This window comes from Xenorhabdus hominickii, assembly GCF_002632725.1.
In the GTDB taxonomy this organism is placed as follows: Bacteria; Pseudomonadota; Gammaproteobacteria; order Enterobacterales; family Enterobacteriaceae; genus Xenorhabdus; species Xenorhabdus hominickii.
In genome coordinates this window covers 385807-405622 of record NZ_NJAI01000001.1, presented here as the reverse complement: position 1 = coordinate 405622, position 19816 = coordinate 385807, and the positions used below count along the sequence as shown (strand labels likewise).

17 protein-coding genes and 1 pseudogene are annotated in these 19816 nt (G+C 44.3%); 15 read left to right on the top strand and 3 right to left on the bottom strand.

From position 1 onward, the window contains the following. The first annotated feature begins 125 nt into the window (after nucleotides 1-125). From Xhom_RS01675 to Xhom_RS01650, 6 genes and pseudogenes are all read left to right on the top strand, one after another. Nucleotides 126-749, top strand: a complete 624-nt coding sequence (locus Xhom_RS01675; protein ID WP_084023167.1) for a phosphatase PAP2 family protein — start codon at nucleotides 126-128, stop codon at nucleotides 747-749. Nucleotides 750-1143: 394 nt separating this feature from the next. Next, entirely contained in the window at nucleotides 1144-2142 is a 999-nt protein-coding gene (locus Xhom_RS01670; RefSeq protein ID WP_069317135.1) for a 3-oxoacyl-[acyl-carrier-protein] synthase III C-terminal domain-containing protein, read from the top strand. Continuing rightward, nucleotides 2139-3158, top strand: coding sequence for an NAD-dependent epimerase/dehydratase family protein (locus tag Xhom_RS01665; RefSeq protein ID WP_069317134.1), 1020 nt, complete (start codon nucleotides 2139-2141; stop codon nucleotides 3156-3158). Before Xhom_RS01670 ends, Xhom_RS01665 begins: the two co-directional genes overlap by 4 nt. Then, nucleotides 3151-3957 carry an MBL fold metallo-hydrolase gene (locus Xhom_RS01660; RefSeq protein WP_069317133.1) on the top strand — a complete coding sequence of 269 codons (807 nt, stop codon included), beginning with the start codon at nucleotides 3151-3153 and terminating at the stop codon, nucleotides 3955-3957. The genes Xhom_RS01665 and Xhom_RS01660 overlap by 8 nt, the downstream gene beginning before the upstream one ends. Next, nucleotides 3954-5246: a F390 synthetase-related protein gene (locus Xhom_RS01655; protein ID WP_069317132.1), complete on the top strand. Its 1293-nt coding sequence runs from the start codon at nucleotides 3954-3956 to the stop codon at nucleotides 5244-5246. The genes Xhom_RS01660 and Xhom_RS01655 overlap by 4 nt, the downstream gene beginning before the upstream one ends. A 456-nt stretch (nucleotides 5247-5702) precedes the next feature. After that, a pseudogene (locus Xhom_RS01650) lies at nucleotides 5703-7103 on the top strand (RtcB family protein). 185 nt (nucleotides 7104-7288) lie between these two features. On the opposite strand, the gene Xhom_RS01645 reads toward Xhom_RS01650, so the two are convergent. Then, on the bottom strand, nucleotides 7289-8563 hold the full coding sequence (locus tag Xhom_RS01645; RefSeq protein WP_069317130.1) for a bifunctional O-acetylhomoserine aminocarboxypropyltransferase/cysteine synthase: 1275 nt from the start codon (nucleotides 8561-8563) through the stop codon (nucleotides 7289-7291). 423 nt (nucleotides 8564-8986) lie between these two features. Between Xhom_RS01645 and Xhom_RS01640 the strand changes: the two genes are divergently transcribed. From Xhom_RS01640 to Xhom_RS01605, 9 genes are all read left to right on the top strand, one after another. Then, nucleotides 8987-9565: an Ail/Lom family outer membrane beta-barrel protein gene (locus Xhom_RS01640; protein ID WP_069317129.1), complete on the top strand. Its 579-nt coding sequence runs from the start codon at nucleotides 8987-8989 to the stop codon at nucleotides 9563-9565. A 310-nt stretch (nucleotides 9566-9875) separates the two neighbouring features. Beyond that, nucleotides 9876-10664 carry an SDR family oxidoreductase gene (locus Xhom_RS01635; protein WP_069317128.1) on the top strand — a complete coding sequence of 263 codons (789 nt, stop codon included), beginning with the start codon at nucleotides 9876-9878 and terminating at the stop codon, nucleotides 10662-10664. A 36-nt stretch (nucleotides 10665-10700) separates the two neighbouring features. Then, on the top strand, nucleotides 10701-10994 hold the full coding sequence (locus Xhom_RS36270) for an NAD(P)-binding domain-containing protein (protein ID WP_232326132.1): 294 nt from the start codon (nucleotides 10701-10703) through the stop codon (nucleotides 10992-10994). Further along, a complete protein-coding gene (locus Xhom_RS01630; RefSeq protein ID WP_232326130.1) occupies nucleotides 10969-11946 on the top strand; it encodes a styrene monooxygenase/indole monooxygenase family protein in 978 nt (325 codons plus the stop codon). Before Xhom_RS36270 ends, Xhom_RS01630 begins: the two co-directional genes overlap by 26 nt. 15 nt (nucleotides 11947-11961) lie before the next feature. Further along, nucleotides 11962-12429, top strand: a complete 468-nt coding sequence (locus Xhom_RS01625) for a flavin reductase family protein (protein ID WP_232326128.1) — start codon at nucleotides 11962-11964, stop codon at nucleotides 12427-12429. Next, complete coding sequence (locus Xhom_RS01620) at nucleotides 12381-12851, top strand: cyclase family protein (protein WP_232326125.1); 471 nt, start codon at nucleotides 12381-12383, stop codon at nucleotides 12849-12851. Before Xhom_RS01625 ends, Xhom_RS01620 begins: the two co-directional genes overlap by 49 nt. Nucleotides 12852-12881: 30 nt before the next feature. After that, the gene (locus Xhom_RS01615) at nucleotides 12882-14483 is read left to right on the top strand and encodes a phytoene desaturase family protein (protein WP_069317127.1); all 1602 of its coding nucleotides are present in this window, start codon (nucleotides 12882-12884) and stop codon (nucleotides 14481-14483) included. A gap of 61 nt (nucleotides 14484-14544) precedes the next feature. Continuing rightward, nucleotides 14545-15468, top strand: coding sequence for a SphA family protein (locus Xhom_RS01610; RefSeq protein ID WP_069317126.1), 924 nt, complete (start codon nucleotides 14545-14547; stop codon nucleotides 15466-15468). Nucleotides 15469-15817: 349 nt separating this feature from the next. Then, on the top strand, nucleotides 15818-17593 hold the full coding sequence (locus tag Xhom_RS01605) for an ABC-F family ATP-binding cassette domain-containing protein (RefSeq protein ID WP_069317125.1): 1776 nt from the start codon (nucleotides 15818-15820) through the stop codon (nucleotides 17591-17593). 258 nt (nucleotides 17594-17851) lie between these two features. Here the strand turns inward: Xhom_RS01605 and Xhom_RS01600 are convergent, their stop codons facing one another. Together Xhom_RS01600 and Xhom_RS01595 are read right to left on the bottom strand one after the other, a co-directional pair. Beyond that, nucleotides 17852-19096, bottom strand: coding sequence for a VWA domain-containing protein (locus Xhom_RS01600; protein ID WP_069317124.1), 1245 nt, complete (start codon nucleotides 19094-19096; stop codon nucleotides 17852-17854). Between the two features lie 113 nt (nucleotides 19097-19209). Then, nucleotides 19210-19785, bottom strand: coding sequence for a TerD family protein (locus Xhom_RS01595; protein WP_069317123.1), 576 nt, complete (start codon nucleotides 19783-19785; stop codon nucleotides 19210-19212). Nucleotides 19786-19816 lie beyond the last annotated feature (31 nt).

The following is a 19816-nucleotide window of genomic DNA, read 5'->3' as shown; positions in this document are numbered from 1 at the left end:
CAGAACTTATTTATTCTGAGATAACCACTTAATTATAACATCATGAGTATTCTTTTGGCTGGCATGATAAATGGTTTGGAATGGAGGGCTGGTAGCTAACGTCGCTATTTGCTCAGGAGGTAAGGATGAACTTGATGGTTGACCGATTGGGATATCGCCTGTTGTGTTGTTTATTGGGTTGGGGAACGGTGGGGATTATTTACCAATTTACAGCGAATTCTCATACTCAAGCGACGGTCTTGCCGATTTCTGTCGTTGATGAATGGGTTGTATTTTCTTCCAGTGGTGTTTGGTTCTATCTCTCTTTTTTCTTGTTGATACCGTTGGCTTATCTATTTTGTCCGCTATCCCGTGCTCGTTGGTTGATGTTGGCGATGCAGGGATGTGCGCTGTTTTCTGGTCTGATTTATTTGCTCTATCCTACCACGCTAGATTATCCGTCTATCACGGGAGACAAGATCTCAGATCGCCTGCTCAAACATTTAGTCTCGATAGATTCGGCACAAAACTGCTTGCCCTCACTGCATGCGTCATTAACTGCATTATCCGTGTACGCGCTTTGGCAATCGAAACAAAAAATTGGAAAGCTATTATGGTTAACGTGGGGAGTGTTGATCGGTTTCTCGATTATCCAATTGCGACGGCATTTATTTATCGATCTCACAGCAGGAATATTAACGGCGATTGTTATCGGCATTCTGTGCCAGATAATATTACAGGTAATTTCAGCTCGCTCTGTTCGTCATTGATATTCGATGGTTCTCTGACCTTGTAATGATTTACATGCGAAATAAAAATAAAGTTTACTATTTTAAATGATTAAATAAAGTTGGTTTATTTTTAAATCTATAGCTTGTTTGTTTTATGTCAAAATAACAAATTTCATGAGTAAATATCATAATAATTCTGTTTTGTTAAAAATAATTTATGGCTAAGAAAGGGTGGTTTAGCAAAAAGTTTTATTTTTCATATGAGTATGTTAGATATTTTATTTTACTAATGGGATGTGCCATAAATATTCACTTCCTGTTTAAGCAACTATCTGATAAATACTAAATTGCTCTAAGCCCTATGCTCAGAATTTAATTCATACTCTGAAAGATACATGTATATCAAAAAATAATACACGGAATTAATTGAAAAATGAAAAATTTAAATGAAGTGATCCCATTAAAGATCATTGCTTCTGGCATGGCTTTGCCAGAGCATAAGGTATATTCATCCGATTTAGACTTAAAATTAAATAAACCGAATGGTTTTGTACAAAAGCGTTCTGGAATTGAATATCGTTACCATTCTGACAATAACGCTTCTCAGGCTAAATTGGCGGCTGAAGCATTGCATAATACTTTGCAAACACATCAGATCCTGCCGGATTCCATTGATCTGCTGATTTCAGCTTCGGCAATCGCCATTCAGGCTTTGCCTTTTTCCGCCGCCCATATTTTAAAAGAGAGTCAGTTAAAGGCCGGAACTGCCTGTTTTGATATTAATGCAAGCTGTGTCAGCTTTGTTTCGGCTTTGCACGTTGCGGGTGGATTGTTAGCGACTAAGCAGTATAAACGCATTGCGATTGTTTCTGCGGAGATGGCTTCCCGTGGTATTGATTGGTCACATCAAGAATCCTCGCTGATCTTTGGTGATGGGGCGGCTTGTATGGTCGTTGAAAGGGGAAATGGACAGAGCGGAATCGTAACCCATAAGCAAGAAACTTATCCAGAAGGTCTTGAGTTATGTGAGATCCGAGCTGGCGGAACCCGTAAGAATCCTCGTGCGGGAATGGATGATAGCGATTTTCTGTTCCAAATGCAGGGTAAGGCGCTGTTTAAGTTGACATCTTCATTGATTGAAGAGTTTACCGAACGAGTACTTTCCAGTGCCAACCTGACCATGCCAGAGATTGATATCGTTATTCCCCATCAGGCCAGCCATCTGGCATTGGAACATATCCGCAAACGGCTGAATATCAGTGATGAACGATTTATGAATATCTACCGTTATCGTGGTAATCAGGTCGCCGCGTCGATCCCGACTGCGCTACATGAAGCTATTATTACGGATCGTTTTTATGGTCGTGATTATGTGATGTTGCTTGGTACGGCGGCAGGGCTTTCGTTAAGTGAGATGATTTTGAAACCATGAAAATTCTTGTAACCGGAGCAACAAGTGGTTTAGGACGTAATGCTGTTGATTACCTGCTGTCGCAAGGGGAGACGATTGTGGCAACTGGACGCGATCAACGGGCAGGGGAGGTATTGACGCAACTGGGCGCCGAATTTCGCTGCGCTGAATTGGCAACATTAACGGTAGATGACGCGATAGAGCTGATGTCAGATTGTGATGCAGTCTGGCATTGCGCCGCTAAATCCTCCCCTTGGGGAGATCCTGATGAATTCGAACGTATCAATTTGACCGCGACGTACATGTTGGCACAAGCGGCGGGAACATGTGGTATTAAACGGTTTGTCCATATCTCTACACCTGCCGTGTATTTTAATTTTTCTCACCAACAGAACATTACCGAAACTCAGCGTAGCCAGCGTTTTGCCAATGATTACGCGAGGACAAAGTTCTTGGCTGAAGAGTGCATACTCCAGCTTATTCACCGCTATCCTGAAACCGCATATATTATTTTGCGTCCTCGTGGGCTATTTGGCCCACATGACAGAGTACTGTTGCCTCGGCTAATGGCACAAGTTAAAGCCAGCAAGGGAGTCATGGCTTTGCCTGCGGGCGGGAAGAATATATTGGATCTTACCTATGTGATGAATGTCGTTCATGCCATGTCATTGGCGACTTATCGTGAAGGGTTACAAAGTGGCGCGATATATAACATCACCAATCAGCAACCACAGCCATTGGCGAAAACACTTGGGCTGCTATTTGACGAGATGCAGTTTGGTTATCGGATCAAATCATTGCCTTATCCATTTTTGTATGGTCTTGCGGCGATGTTAGAGGGCGTTGCAAAAGTCACTCAAAAAGAGCCGTTATTGACCCGTTACGGTATTGGGGCGGCTTACTATTCTATGACATTAGATAGCTCGAAGGCACGAGAGGAATTGGGTTACTCACCTGTTTATACCATGGAGGAAGGTATTCATTTAACGGCTAACTGGTTAAAACAGCTCGATAAGCAGGCTGGTTCACATGGTTAAAATACGGGTTTTTGAAGTGGGATATTGTACTCATCCCGGCTGTATGGCACTGAAAGGTGCCAGTTTTCGGGTGTGTAATTTTCCCGCTCGTGCATGGCTACTGGAGTGCAATGACAAACGTTGGTTGCTTGATACAGGCTATGCCAGTCATTTTTACGATCATACCCGCAACGGGGTCATTCGGTTTTACCGCGTTGTCACGCCAGTTTATTTTGACACTAAAGATGCACTGGTGATGCAACTGAAAGAAGAAGGCATTCAGCCTCGAGATATTGAAGGCATTATCATTTCTCACTTTCACGGTGATCATATTGCTGGATTACGTGATTTTCCGCAGACCAAATTTATCTGTTCAGGGGAAGGTTGGCAACAAACGCGAAATTTACGAGGCATTGCGGCGGCTATACGAGCATTTGTGGCGGGGTTAATCCCGGAAGATTTTGAATCCAGAGTCAGTTTTTATGAAGGGTTTGAAACCTGTCCGTTGCCAGAAGAACTGGCGATATTAGGTCAAGGTTACGCGGTACCTGGGAGCCATCAACAGATAATTATCGTCCCTTTGCCCGGTCATGCAGCGGGGCATCTTGGCCTCTGTGTATTAACCGAGCAGGGATGGATATTGTTGGCGGGAGATGCCGCATGGTCACCAAGCAATTATCGTGAGCTGCGTGGGCCGGCTCGGCTGGCAAATATCATTATGGATGATAGCCACGCTTATTATGAAACGTTGAATAAACTGCATCAAATTGACAAAAAGCAGATTCCTATTCAGTTATGTCATGAAGGGGACTTGGAATGATGCTCAAAACGCTTTGGTATTATTGGCGCGCCAAAAAACAGTGGAAATTTTCTGATCGGCAGCAGCTTGAACAGCATCAATTAAAGGAATTAGCGACATTTAGACGTAATATTCTGACAAAAAGTCCTTATTTTTCTTCTTATGGCAATTTGCCGTTGGCGGAATTTCCGTTGATGAACAAAAGCATCATGATGGAAAACTTTGATCAGATGAATACGGCGGGGCTCAAGCGTGATGAACTGCTGGAGTGCGCACGTTTGAGTGAACAGTCGCGTGACTTCAAGCCGATGGTTGGTAAATTCAGCGTAGGGCTGTCTTCGGGCACATCAGGGCAGCGAGGTATTTTTGTTATCAGCCCTAAAGAGCGGAGTGTTTGGTCGGGGATCATGCTGGCTAAAATGCTGCCAAACGGTTTATTTCATGGTGAGCGGGTTGCGCTGTTTTTACGTGCGGGCAATAACCTCTACGATAGTGTACAGAATCGTTGGATATCCTTCCGTTTTTTTGATTTGTTTGCTGACTTTAATCAACAGGTACAAGCACTGGAGGAATATAAGCCAACTATTGTTGTTGCACCTGCTCAAGTGTTGCGAGCACTGGCATTGAAAATCCAACAAGATGAAGTGTCATTATCGCCGACTAAAGTGGTTTCAGTGGCGGAAGTGTTGGAACCGCAAGATAGGCAATTGTTGAAGAGCGTATTTAGGGAAGTGGGTGAGGTCTATCAGGCAACGGAAGGTTTTTTGGCGTGTACTTGCCCGCATGGAACGCTGCACCTTAATGAAGAATTTCTGCATATTGAACCGAAATGGATCGATGAATCACGCTTTAACCCGATTATCACTGACTTTACACGGGAATCTCAGCCTATTGTACGTTATCAGCTTGATGATATTTTGGTTGTGAAGAAAACGCCATGTGCATGTGGCAATCCGGCATTAGCGATAGAACGTATCGAAGGACGCAGTGATGATCAGCTGATTTTGCCCGCACATAGTGGGGAAAATAATAATGGGGAAAATATAAGTATTTTTGCTGACCCTTGCTCGCGGATCATCGCCAATACCTTGCCGCTGACGAGTGATTATCGGCTGACACAGAACGATTTGCTGCTGAGACTGGAAGGGGATTGCGATGTGGCGATCCTCCAGCAATGCCAATCAGCGCTGGCAGACTATTTCGCTAAGCAGGGCGTCGATATTGATAAAATTGAATGGCAGTGTGTATCGCAGACGATATCACCGGATTTATTCAATAAACGCCGCCGGATTATCAGGAAAAAGGGATAGTTTGAAAAGGGATAGTTTGAGTAGTTGGGAGAGATTATTTAGTGCGCAATCACACTGGAGATAGCTGATTACGCTTTAAATAATCTTCCCATGCTGTTTCTGGCCAAGATAAAATCATTCTTCCAACAAGTTATTTTCAACTGTTTTATCACCTTCCACTTCTGCAATTGCCTGGTTTAAGCGAGCTACCCTCATTTATCCCCGATCACTAAAATTGGAAGGCGGTTGTGCTATTGAGATCCTCCGGCAAAAGGATATCTTGATTAAGAATGTCGTAGGTAATTCGCTTTTTGTTGCTGCTTTGACAAGTTACTTGGGTGTTCTATTTACAACTCCAATCTCTGCAGCTAAGATACCGCCCCTAAACCTTCCTGAATTTGTGCTGCTGCAGGAAAAACAACACTTCTTCCCCATCAAAACGGAAGAAGCGTACTTTTGTTTTTCTAGGTAGCGAACATGTCTACATTAAATCGTTTACAAAAACGTCTATTCCGTCAAGGAATCGAAACTCATTACGAAAACAATATTTATCGTTTCAAACGGAACCAAATTGAAGCCGAAGTGCTGTTACCTGAATCCTTACCTTTGGAAGAAAAGGCGGTACAGCAATTACTTGACCTTGCTTCAGTGCGAGTCCCCGGCAGTGATGCCAAAGTTTGCCAAACCCGAGCGACGCCTGATTTTCATCCGGGAGCGATAGCGCCGGTTGGCAGTATCGTGGCAGCCACAAAAGATCTGGTGATCCCTGCCGCGATTGGCACTGATATTAATTGTGGGATGCGTCTGCTCACAACGGGAATGCGTTATGAGGAAGCGAATGCTCAGAAAGAGGCATTGGTTCAACATCTAAAAAATACGTTGTTGCTGGATCAGCGTGATGTGCCCGTGACGCCAAATTCATTTAGTGCCCTGTTTGATGAAGGACTGGAAGCATGGTTACAGGCTTTACCTCAACAGGGTGTTTGGCAACAGGCTAATTTTAAGCGTATGTATACTGAATTAAGTGCCATACTGAGTACGCAGGCAGTACAGTCCCATAGCCGCTATGCACCAGAAGCTTTTTTTGAGCAACGGGAAATTATCCGCCCAGCCAGTTTGGGCACAGTGGGTTCCGGCAATCACTTTGTTGAACTGCAAATCGTCGATACCATTCTGGATAGACATGCGGCTTATGCTGCTGGTTTGCGCGAAGGTGAAGTGTTGATGATGATCCACACTGGTTCACGCGATGTCGGGTTCTATATCGGCCAGCGTTGGGTGGATAAAGCAAGAGCATTGTGGCCTGCTGGGGAAAAATATCCGGCATCTGGCTTGTTTGGTTTGACGGATGAGCATGCTCAGGAATATTTATTGGCAATGGGGGTGGCGGCACGTTATGCGTGGGCCAATCGCATTGTTCTGACTGAGCTGGTTCGTTCGGCATGGCAGAAGGTATTTGCGCAGGATAACAGCCAGATGATTGTCGATCTTTCGCATAATATTATTTTTCCTGAACAGGGAATGAATCTCCACCGTAAAGGTGCAACACCTGCGCGGGCAGGAGAATTGGCGTTGATCCCCGGTTCAATGGGCGATTATTCCTATCTGGTAATGGGAAAAGGTAACTCAGATTGGCTTTGGTCGTGTTCACATGGTGCGGGACGTTCAGTAAGGCGTCAGGAAATGCGTGGTAAATTACCCGATATCCAAAAAAGCAGCCAATTACCGTGGTAGTGTATCACCTTGAAAAATGAGCGTTTGTGTGAAGAGGCTCCCGCTGCTTATAAGCCGATTACGCCCGTGATTGAAATTCAGGAACAGGCTGGGTTAATTCAATCAGTGGCAAGAGTTAGGCCGTGGATCACATTTAAGGCCTGATAGTTGAGGGCTGGTTTTAGCCAGTCCTTGTTCATATCTAACGGAAATTCGGTCTTGCCCAAGGATGGTTATTTTTTTGTTTATATGACATGTATCATGTTTTTAATAACTATATCTATCGGTATCAATATTTATTGATACCGATAGATTACTAATGCTTATTTAAATAGAAACAATATTAACAATTATTTTGCTGCGTCTAGTGCTTGTGACAGATCGGCAATAATGTCATCACTGTGCTCGATACCAATGGATAGGCGAATCAGATCCCGTGACACACCTGCTTTTACCATTTCTTCATCATTGAGCTGACGGTGGGTTGTTGAGGCAGGGTGACAAGCCAATGATTTAGCATCTCCAATATTGACCAAGCGTACAATCAGTTGTAACGCATCAATAAAACGTATACCTGCTTCTTCGCCTCCTTTAATGCCGAAAGAAAGAATTGAAGAAGGTTTTCCATCCATGTAACGGACGGCCAAATCATGTTCTGGGTGTGTCGGTAATCCTGCATATTTAACCCATGATACCTGAGGATGTTTTTCCAGATATTGCGCAACTTTCAGGGCATTTTCAGCATGACGTTCCATACGAAGTGCCAATGTTTCAAGCCCTTGTAAGATGAGAAAAGCATTGAAAGGAGAGAGTGCGGCTCCCGTGCTACGCAGTGGCCCGACGCGGCAACGCGCGATAAAGGCAGCAGCACCAAAGTGTTCGGTATAGGTGATCCCGTGGTATGAAGCATCCGGTGTACTTAAAATAGCAAAGCGTTCTTGGTACTTTGTCCAGGGGAACTGCCCGGAATCAACAATTATTCCGCCAATAGAAGTGCCGTGGCCCCCAATATATTTGGTCAGGGAATGGATAACGATATCTGCACCATGTTCAAACGGGCGGCATAAATAAGGTGTGGCGACAGTATTATCGACAATCAGAGGAATACCGTGCCAGTGGGCAATATCTGCCAGTGCCTTAATATCAACGATGTTTCCACTTGGGTTGGTTATGGATTCGCAATATATTGCTTTGGTTTTCTGATCAATCATCTCTTCAATGGCAGCAATATCGTCATGAGCAACGAAACGGGTTTCAATCCCAATATTTGGGAAAGTGTGTGCCATCAAGTTATAAGTTCCACCGTATAGTTTTGCCACCGAGACAATGTTATCTCCCACGCTGGCAATGGTTTGAATAGCGTAAGTGATTGCCGCCATCCCTGAAGCAACCGTAAGTGCCCCAATACCTCCTTCCAAAGCAGCGACGCGTTTCTCCAGTACATCGTTGGTCGGGTTCATTATGCGGGAGTAAATGTTGCCTTCAACTTTTAAATCAAATAGATCAGCACCATGCTGGGAATCATCAAAGGCATAAGACGTTGTTTGATAAATGGGGACAGCAACGGCTTTTGTTGTAGGATCGGGTGAATAGCCTGCATGGATGGATAGTGTTTCTAATTTCATTGTCATTTCCTTTGGTTAATTAAAGTGATATTTGCATTCGAGAGTGACAATCAAAAATAGTGGTGCTTTGGTTTCGATTGATTTGATGTAGTGGTTCAGGTCCCTTGGGTAGATTGAAGAGTGAAGCATATCAATACCATTCTTCTATCTTATTGTTAAGTTACTAAATGAGAGCGCCATTATAGATGATTTACAAAATGACAGGGTGATTTAACAATATCAAAAATAAATATCAATAGATATCAATTTGATATCTGGGGTAAGGCGGTATTCATTTGATTTCTGTAATGAAATATATCTATAAGTAATGGTATAACATGATATTGATAATTCAATATAATTCACATTTATTGGAGTTCGTCAGAGAGTCTTACAGAAAGTATCTATACTTTTAACGCTAATTAGATATCAAGGGTAATAATAATGGTGATGAGAAAATCGCTTCTTGCAACTGTAGTTGTATCTGGTTTTATATATGGTTCATTCGCTTATGCAGATTCGCATACTGTTGCAGTAGGCTATGCACAAAGTAAAGTGCAAAATTTTAAAGATATTCGCGGAGTGAATCTTCATTACCGTTATGAATGGGATTCTCCTGTCAGTATTATTGGCTCATTCACCTATATGAAAGGTGATAAAAATGGCAACTATAAGTCTGAAGATTCTATTGAGAAAGGAAGTCTAGATGTGAAATATTATTCATTGGTGGCCGGTCCTGCCTATCGTATCAATGATTATGTGAGTGTATATGGCTTATTGGGATTTGCACATTCAACATTAGACGTATCTGTTAGCAAGTCTATTAAAATAAACAGAAGAATAACTTCTATTACTGGAAAAGCAGATAGCAAATCAACTAATTTCGTTTATGGGGCTGGAGTAGAAGTTAATCCAATTCAAAACATTAGCCTTTATGCTGGCTATGAGGGGGCTTCAGCAAAACATTATGACAAAAACTTTGGCATCAATGGCTTTAATATTGGCGTAGGATATCGTTTTTAAGCCAATAAATAGAAATAGTCAGGGAGTGTCTCCCAAAATCTAATGTTTTCAGACAAAAATCGCATTCAATATTGGGTGCGATTTTTTATGTTTATGACTCTATTTATCAGTTAATAATATATTTAAATAATCAAGCATTAAATTTACCAATATTATTGGATATCAAACTCACTATTTGGATAGTGTCTTATTTTTCTTGCAATATTCATTGTATACCTGCACTAGATGGATCTTGTTTGCATATAGCGGCTATTTGAAATTTTATATTTCACGTAATGATTAACCCCTCATGACGAAAAGAGGGGCACTCATGAAGGGCTTAAATAATAAAGTTGCTATTGTCACGGGTGGGGCGACCAAAATTGGCGCGGCCGTTGCCAAGGTATTGAGTGAATATGGTGTTAAGGTTGCGATTTTTGATATTGATCAGGAAGGTGGGGAAAAAGCCGCCAGCCTACAACCTGAATCCATCCGCTTTTGGCATGTCGATCTCACTGACGATAAACAGCTTTCTCAGGGAGTGCTTGAAGTTGTTGCCCATTATGATCGTCTGGATTATCTCGTCAATCTCGCGACAACTTATCTGGATGATGGTGCCAATTCCAACCGTGAGATATGGCTGGCTGCCTTGAATATTAATGTGGTCAGTGCCGTCAGAGCGGCGCAGTTTGCGCGTCCTCATCTCATTGCTGCGGGAGGTGGGGCCATTGTTAACTTCACCAGCATTTCATCTTCTATTGCCCAGACAGGGCGTTGGTTATATCCCGCCTCAAAAGCCACCTTACTGCAAATCACCCGCAACATGGCAATGGATTATGCCCCCGACCGCATTCGTGTTAATTCCGTCTCGCCAGGCTGGACTTGGTCACGGGTCATGGATGAGCTGACTCAAGGCAATCGCCAGAAAACGGATGAAGTCGCGGCCGATTATCACCTGCTTGGCCGGGTGGGCGATCCCGAAGAGATCGCTCAGGTGGTGGCATTTCTCCTGTCAGATTTGGCGAGTTTTGTAACTGGAGCAGATTACGCCGTTGATGGAGGCTATTCAGCTATGGGGCCTGAGCAGGCGAAACCCGCTATTCCACGTCTGACGGAATAGGTTCGGTTCAGAAATCCAAAATAAAGAGGAAAATATATGCGTCGTATAGCTATCGTGGGAGGTGGCCAAGCTGGACTGCCTCTGGCCCTTGGTCTGCTTGACAAGGGCTATCAGGTAACTGTTGTTACCAATCGCACGCCTGATGATGTTTGCAATGGTCGGGTTATGTCGAGCCAGTGTATGTTCGATTCCTCTTTGCAATTTGAACGTGATTTAGGGTTGAATCACTGGGAATCTCAATGTCCGCCTGTGGAAGGTATTGGTTTCGCCGTTCCCCATCCTGAAATTTCCAACGAAAAGGTAATTGCGTGGAAGTGCCCGGCTCGATAAATACGCTCAAGCCGTTGATCAGCGTCTCAAAATGCCATTTTGGCTGGAACAGTTCGTTTCCCGGGGCGGTAATCTGGAGATCAGCAATGTAGATATTATCGGGTTAGAGCGACTGGCGGGTAGTCATGATCTGGTCATTCTGGCGGGAGGAAAGGGGGATATTGTAACATTGTTTGAGCGTGATGCTTCACATTCTCCTTATGATAAACCTCAGCGTGCATTGGCCTTGACCTATGTGAATGGCATGTTGCCAACGCCGGAATATTCCCGTGTGTCTTTTAACCTGATCCCCGGCGTGGGGGAATATTTCGTTTTTCCTGCCCTGACCCTGAATGGTCCTTGTGACATCATGGTTTTTGAAGGGTTACCGGGGGGAGCAATGGATGGTTTGAGCGGTGCCAGAACGCCACAGGAACATCTGGCCTATAGTCAGCAGATCCTTAAAACTTTTTTACCGTGGGAAGCCGAGCGTTGTAAGCAGATCGAACTCACCGATGAAAACGGTATTCTGACTGGGCGTTTTGCGCCAATGGTACGTAAGCCTGTGCTGACATTGCCTTCTGGTCGCCAGATTTTTGGATTGGGTGATGCAGTGGTTACGAACGATCCGCTGACAGGGCAGGGTTCCAATAATGCGACCAAGGCCTGCAAAGTGTATTACGAAGCTATTCTTGCTCATGGGGATAAACCTTTTACGGCTGAATGGATGAACGACACTTTCGAACGCTTCTGGGATTATGGCCGCTATGTTGTGGAGTGGACAAACAGCCTGCTTGCTCCGCCGAAGCCACATATCCTGCATTTATTAGGTTCTGCCCAGCACTCCCCGACACTTGCCAACACTATTGCCAATGCTTTCAATTATCCCCCTGTGCTGTTTCCTTGGTGGGAGGACAGTCTTATTTGTGACGCTTATATCCATTCGCAGATGACCGAAGAAATTCGGGTTTGAGCAAGGAGGATCGCCATGAACATGAATATATTGAACAGTCAGGTGCTGTTGCTGGATACCGAATGGGGAGCAACCGAATTTGAAACTAGAGCGTTGCGAACACTCTTGGGCAATTACCCGACAGGGGTTGCCGTTGTTGCAACACGTACTGCTGACGGACGTAACGTGGGCTTGACTATCAACTCATTTGCTTCGCTTTCGTTGGAACCGCCATTGGTGCTCTGGAGTCTGGTCAATCATTCACCTAATCTGTCGGTGTTTCGTGATTGTGAATATTTCACGATCAGCATTCTTGGGTGTGATCATCAGGAGTTGGCATTGCGTTTTGCCAATCCGAGGGTGGAAAACAAATTTCAGGATATTCCGGTGCAGGAAACATCGGAAGGTGTTCCCTCAATTCTATTCCCTTGCATAATTTTGTGGCGCCAGCGGTGGTGGTCGATGCCAGCTCGCAGGCGGCACAAGATCCTGACTGGGTGTTGACGGTCGAGTTTTTACAGTCCTGGGAGGAGCAGTACGGGCGCATTTCTACGGGAGCATGGCTACTGTTCAGAACAGATTGGTCAAAGCGGGCAGACGATCCGGTTCGCTTCCTTAATATGCGTGATGATGGCGCCCATACGCCGGGGCCGAGTCAGGAAGCGGTCGAGTGGTTGATCCAGCAGCGTGATATCCGTGGATTTGGCGTTGAAACCATCAATACTGACGCAGGCCAGTCCTACACGTGGCCATTGGCTTACCCTTGCCATACCTTGATGCACGGGGCGAATAAATATGGCCTGCAATGCCTGAAAAACCTCGATTTGTTGCCACCCACTGGTGTGGTACTTATTGCCGCCCCTCTCAAAATTGAAGGAGGATCAGGGAGTCCGCTGCGTGTACTGGCATTGCTTGAGTCCCTTTGAGGAGCGCCACAATCTTTGAGGAAAGACACAATGAGTAAATCCAAGCCACAAGTGATCATCGTGGGCAGTGGTATCAATTCACTGGTTTGTGCGGCCTTACTGGCGATATGGGGTAAATCTGTTTTGGTACTGGAACAAAATAGTGTGCCGGGCGGCTGCATCCGAACGGAGGAACTTTTCCCCGGCTACACCCATGATGTGCTTTCCTGCTGGTATCCGCTGTTTTTGGCCTGTCCTGCTTATCAAGTACTTCAACCTGAGCTGGAAAAGGCAGGGGTGGAATTTATACAGAGTGATTACTCAACCGGGTTAGTACAGCCGAATGGTAAGGCGATTGCCTTAACGCGGGATATTCTGGCTTCCTCTCAGCGTCTTGATGAAATTTCGCTGGGAGATGGAGCCGCATTGAACCGTATGGCACAGCAAATTCTCCATGATGATGCTGCACTGAACTTTGGCTTGTTGGGGAATGACCCTTATGGCTTGGAAATATTCAAGTTATTGTTCTCTGAGTGGCGCAAACGCGGGATAGATGGATTGACCGCGTTTGCCAGTCATTCACTGGAAACTTTCCGGCGTTGGTCTGAGCGTGAATTACAGTCTGATTTCAGTCGTGCCCTGATTGCACCATGGGTATTGCATACGGGATTGGGGCCGGATGATGCCAGTTCAGCCCTGATTGGCAAATTGACCTTTGCTGCTGTGGTTGCTGGGGGAATGCCTGTGGTAAAAGGAGGTAGTGCCCGCGTGGTGGAAGCGCTTAGGACGATCATTGAACAGCATGGCGGCCAGCTTATCACAGATGCCCGAGTCCACCGGATCATCACTCAGGGGCAAGGGAGCAAGCGACGAGCGTCTGGCGTGATGGTGGCAGGAAAAGTTTATCAGGCCAGTGAATCGGTGGTGTGCAATGTGACACCGCAACAGCTTTATGGCCGCTTATTGGAGAATGTGCCGGATAGCGTCTGGCAACGGGCGAGGAGTTACCGTTATGGGCGCGGGTGCATGCAGATTCATTTTGCCCTGAATGCACTGCCGCCGTGGTGTGAGCCGGAATTACTCCATGTGCCATTGATCCATTTAACGGAGAGCATGGAACAGGTATGCCTGTCAGTGACGCAGGCCAATAATGGTTATTTGCCGGGCCATCCGACATTGGGTATTGGGCAGCCCACAGCCCTTGATCCTTCCCGTGCCCCGGAAGAAGGATGGATCTTGTGGGTTCAATTACAGGAATTACCTACGTATTTGAAAGGCGATGCGTTGGGAGAAATTTCGATCCCCATTGATGGCAAATGGAATGAAGCCGTCCGTGAAGTGATGGCCGATCGTGTGCAGGCGCGTCTGGAAACCGTAATGCCCGGTTTTTCATCCTCAATTGTTGGGCGTAAGGCATATTCTCCGGCAGATTTACAAGCATTGAATTGTAATTTGGTCGGGGGCGATCCCTATTCAGGTATTTGCTCTCCCGATCAGTTTTTCTGGTTGCGTCCTTTTGCCTCTTCTCAAGGTGCGAAGGCGCATCAAACTCCCATCAGCAATGTATTTCATATTGGGGCTTCAACTCACCCCGGCCCGGGACTGGGCGGTACTTCTGGTTATCTTGTTGCCCGTCAACTTGCTCGGCGCTGATCAAATCAGCCCGTCATTTTTTACCCCTTGTTCATTCATCTCTTGCAAAGAGGAAGGTTATATGACGATAAAATTCAGGCATTGCATTTATTCAATCACGCTATCACGATTGATCACGCTATCACTATTGAGTACTTTTATATTGAGTACTTCAGTGATGGCAACAGAAGGCGGTGGTGTTGGTGCTTATCCAGATGGTCTGGATAACTATTTGTCTGGTGCTTTACCCCCTCCGGGTGTTTATGCGCTGTTTTATGGCGGGCATATTCACTATAACAAGCTGGTGGGAAATCACGGTGAACAGATCCCGGTACCTGGGTTTAAAGTTAACGTGAATGTTCTTGCACCCCGGCTGGTTTGGGTGACGGAACAGCCAGTTTTGGGTGGTCAACTGGCTTATCATGCGGTCGTTCCGTTATTGGATGTAACCACTGATGTTGCTGGTCATCACGATAATAGCAAGGGAATAGGGGATATCACTTTTGGTCCGGCGTTGGGTTATCACCCTGCCCCCGATTTGGCTTATGTTCTTGGCGTGAATGTCAACGCACCGACAGGTCACTACGATCGCAATGACCTCTCTAGCTTGGGGAAAAATTACTGGACAGCTCAACCTGTTGGAGCGATTAGCTATTTTCCTGCTTATGGCATCAATGCAGATTTGAAAGTGATGTATGATTTCAATTTTAAAAACAGCGAAACCGAAACGACTTCTGGTCAGGCTCTCCATGCGGATTATGCATTGGGATGGGGATTTGGAAATGGTTTTGTGGCAGGAATTGGCGGTTATATCTTCCAGCAGATCACGAATGACAGTGGCCCAAATTCAGCACAGGGCAAAGCAAGTGCATTAGCGATTGGCCCATCCATTCGTTATGCCAATGATAAAGGCTGGCTAATCGCAGCAAAATGGCAAAAAGACTTTGCTGTGAATAACCGTCCGGCAGGTTCGCAAATTTTCTTAAAAGCGGCGATTCCATTCTGATACTGGTTTATTTTTTATAGAGGAATAAGATTTTAATGAATTGAATTTTAAGCAATAAAAAATTAAAGACTTATAGGAAAATAAAATCACATGGTAAAAAATAAAAACGCTGCTCAGCAATATGGGTAGCGTTTGTTTTTATACCCGCCATATAGTTACCTATACTTTTGGGGATATAAGTTGATTAAAAAAATAATAATAACGATTTGGTAGATAAAATATCACTGTGATCTGCTTTACTTACCCGACAATAACTTGACCTGTGTTGCCTTTAACTATATAAATTTGATTAAAAATAACGCAGCATGATTATGCGATTAATAAAAGCATTACGATGGAAACATAATAAATGTCAACGCTAATTAATTGTAATAAAGCTAACTTTAGCATTAATTCAAAACCATTATTTAACAACCTGACTATAACCATTAAAGAGAACGATAAAATTGCGTTGGTTGGCTATAACGGTACGGGTAAAACGCATTTACTCAAGCTACTGGCTGGCATTGAAAAACCGGATGAGGGGCTGATTGAATATGCCAATGGCCTGAGATTGGAAATGGTTTCTCAGTTTATCGACGATTCATTGCTTGAAATGACTTTGCTGGAATGTATAACGCAAAAAGTGAAACAAGTGGATGAATATGGTGATTATAAAGCCGTCTCGATGCTTTATGATTTTGGCTTTCAAAATGCAGATTTTATGACTAAAGTTGCTGATCTTAGCGGTGGGCAAAAGACAAAATTAATGTTTGCCATGAGTGCAATCGTAGAGCCTGATATTATTTTATTTGACGAACCCAGTAACCATTTAGATACCAATACCCTGAAATTTTTCGAGGAATTTTTTAATAACAACCTTAAGAGTGCCTTTATTATCGTTTCTCACGATAGAAACTTTCTGGATAACGTCACTAATCAGACGATTTTCTTACGTGACCAACAATTAATGGCATTTTCCCTGCCATTTACTCAGGCTTTTGAAGCATTGCAGGAGAAAGATGAAGCGGATGCTTTGCGGTTGAAAGCTGAAGAAAAGAACATTCGGCGCATACAAGAAAGCGCAAAACGCTTAGCGTTGTGGGGGAAAATCTACGATAACGGCAAGTTATCTAAAAAAGCCAAATCGATGGAGAAACGGGTTGAAAAACTCGAAAAGAGCAAAACCAGAATCACCGAAGGAGAAACTTATATCCTGTCGTTAGATGCTGATGTGATCAAATCCAAGCAAATGTTGCAGATTGAGGAAAAGTGGATTGGCTATCAACAAAATGGGCAACTTAACCCGCTTTTTTCTATTAATAGTTTATACATCAGGCCGGGAGATAGGATCGCACTGCTGGGTGATAATGGCGTGGGTAAATCCACACTGATCCATACGCTTGTTGAAGCCTATAACCAAGCAAAAAATCAGTATGATCAACCGTTGGATAATTCGGCTTACGATACTGAAAACATCACTTTTTCCCCGCAGTGCAATATGGGCTATCTCGATCAGGAGCTGGAAAAAATCTCGCTAAACGCATCGATTTTCGATGCGGTAAGAAATAACACGCCGAATATTGACGATATCGCCTGTAAGCAACAACTGATTGCGGCAGGGTTTGAATACGCAGATTTTAATAAATTAGTGGGAAGATTAAGCGGTGGCGAACGTTCCAGGCTGATGTTTTTAATCTTGAAATTAAATAAACACAACTTTTTGATTCTCGATGAACCGACTAACCACTTGGATATTTTTGGCAAGATGGAGCTGGAAAGTGAGTTGATTAATAACGATATAACGATATTAATTACTTCGCATGACAGGGCATTTATCGATAACATCGCCAACCGCTTTTTGCTGATTAAAAATGGCAAGCTGGAAGAAGTGACGTCCAGTGATGGGTATTATCAGTTTATTAACGAAAAAGTGATCCTTTCTCAAAAATCAGAGGATAAGGCTCAAGAACGCATTGATGATGAATTGGAAGTATTAGTCGGTGAAGATGAAATACTTCAGCGCATTGTGGTGCTGGAACGGAATCTTGCTGAGGATTTGGCGAGAAAGCCAAAGCACCAAAAGCTGAAAAGCCAGGAAATATGGAGAAAGGAAATTGAGAAACTTTATGAAATATTGGGATAAATTCTCTCTATGGTCATTAAAAATGTAATGAAAAAAATGATCCTGTTCTTTTTGATTGCGTTTCCTTTCAGAAGCTTCGAGCGATAAATAAGGAATTACATATCGTGGAAGATAGTCTGTGGGTTAACCCGGGTTTTTATCGTTTTTTGTATGTTCCATATAAGTGATTTGGGTAGACATAGCGCCCTAATTTGGGGCGCTTATAACTATATATTAATAGCTATTAATAACTACATGCTCACAACTATGCGCTCACAACTACAGGATCTGTTCAGCAACAGCGGCATCGTACCAGTCTCTAAACTCTTTCAATAACAGGTCGTACAGTACGTCTTCTTTTACGGTCGCAAAATTGTCGATCGCGAAGAAATGGCTGTTATCCAGACGACGATCGGTAAAGTTATCGAGATCTTCCAGTATTCCGTATCTGGAGCCACCCAAGCCAACAAACTTCCAAAAAATAGGGTAGTTAGCTGAACGTCGAATGGCATCCTTAATTTTACGCGTTTTATTGATGCCACCGTCCGTAATAAACACAACATAGACAGGGAGGTCACTGTCTTTAAAAAAGTCGATAATTTCTTCCATGACTGGCGGTTCATTGTTTGTACCGCCGAGGCCGGGGAGAATTTCCCACATGGAACGTTTTATGGCGGTCTGTATTGCATGAATGTAGCCATCAAGATTATCCAGGGTCACGTCCTGATACTTTTGGTGTTTCTCGGCAAAACCCCAGACATCCATAGAGCCGTCATCGTCAAATTGCACGGCCAATACCGCAATGCGATCCAGAACAGCCTGAACATTTCCTTTTTTGAATTGAGCATGCATTGATCCTGATGCATCAAGAACAAATGCAACCCGGGCCTTTACCGATTGCAGGTTGTGTTTACTCAGGCTGACGGTTGCGTTTTTGGCAAGGCTCACGAGGCGTGGCGCTTTATCTTGTAGTTTTTTCTCAAGACTGATGGTTGGGATCGGTGGTGGATTTGCAGAAGCGGGTTGCTCCACATCCACACCAAAATTTACAGCCAGAGGCTCCAGCCCACCATTGAAGCCTTGCCCGATAGCCCGGAGCTTCCAGTTGTCTGAATGCCGATAAATTTCTGCAACAATGATTGCTTTTTCAGTTCTGTTCGCTGTTGAAACCGAAAAGGTGGCAACATTTTGAGCTGTCAATGTCAGTTGCTGAAGACCGGCAACTGAATCCGGGCCGTCTATCACCAGCGTGATAGCAATTTTGCTCACATTGGCATCTATTTTTGCAAGATCTACAGTGATAACGCTGCTTTGATGGGACGTTTCCAAAATCAGACTGTTGTCTGCGGCGGCGGGGTTATTGAAAAAGTAGAAATCACTATCTCCTCTGACTTTCCCATTAGAGGTTAACAGAAAAGCGGAAGCATCCACTTCACTGTGAAAAGAAGGCGTTGTTGGGTAAGAGAGTGTTAATCGAAGAGAGGTTGTAGATAAAACGAGATTCTGTCCTGCCTGAAGATTCATTCCTGATATCCTTTTAAGAGTGTAGTGAATGTCCCTTGTGGATGTTTCTTACAGATATAACTTTTAATTGAAACAACCCCGGCTATTGCCGGGGTTGGTAGAAAAAATAGTGATCAGACGTTTACGCCATGCTGTGCAGCCAGCGCTGACAGCCCACCGGCAAAACCCTGACCGACCGCTTTGAATTTCCACTCTGAGTTGTGGCGGTACAGTTCACCGAAGAGCATTGCCGTTTCAGTGGATGCATCTTCGGACAGATCGAAACGAGCGATTTCAGTGCCATTATCGTTGTTGTAGATGCGAATGAAGCTGCTGTTTACCATGCCGAAGTTTTGTTTACGGCCTTCAGCATCATAGATAGTGACGGCAAAAACCAGTTTCTTAACATCAGCCGGAATTTTAGTCAGATCAATTTTTACCTGTTCATCGTCACCGTCGCCTTCACCGGTACGGTTATCACCCTGATGCTCAACTGAACCACATGGACTAACTTTATTGTTAAAGAAGATGAAATGAGCGTCGGACAGAACCTTGTTATCTTCTCCCACCATAAATACGGTGGCATCAAGATCGAAAGCCTGACCATCGGTGACTCGTGCGTCCCAACCCAGACCAACCATAGCTACATTCATGGTAGGGGCTTCTTTAGTGAGAGAGACGTTACCACCTTTTACGAGAGAAACTGCCATTGTAAAGCTCCTGCTTCTGATTGAATTATTG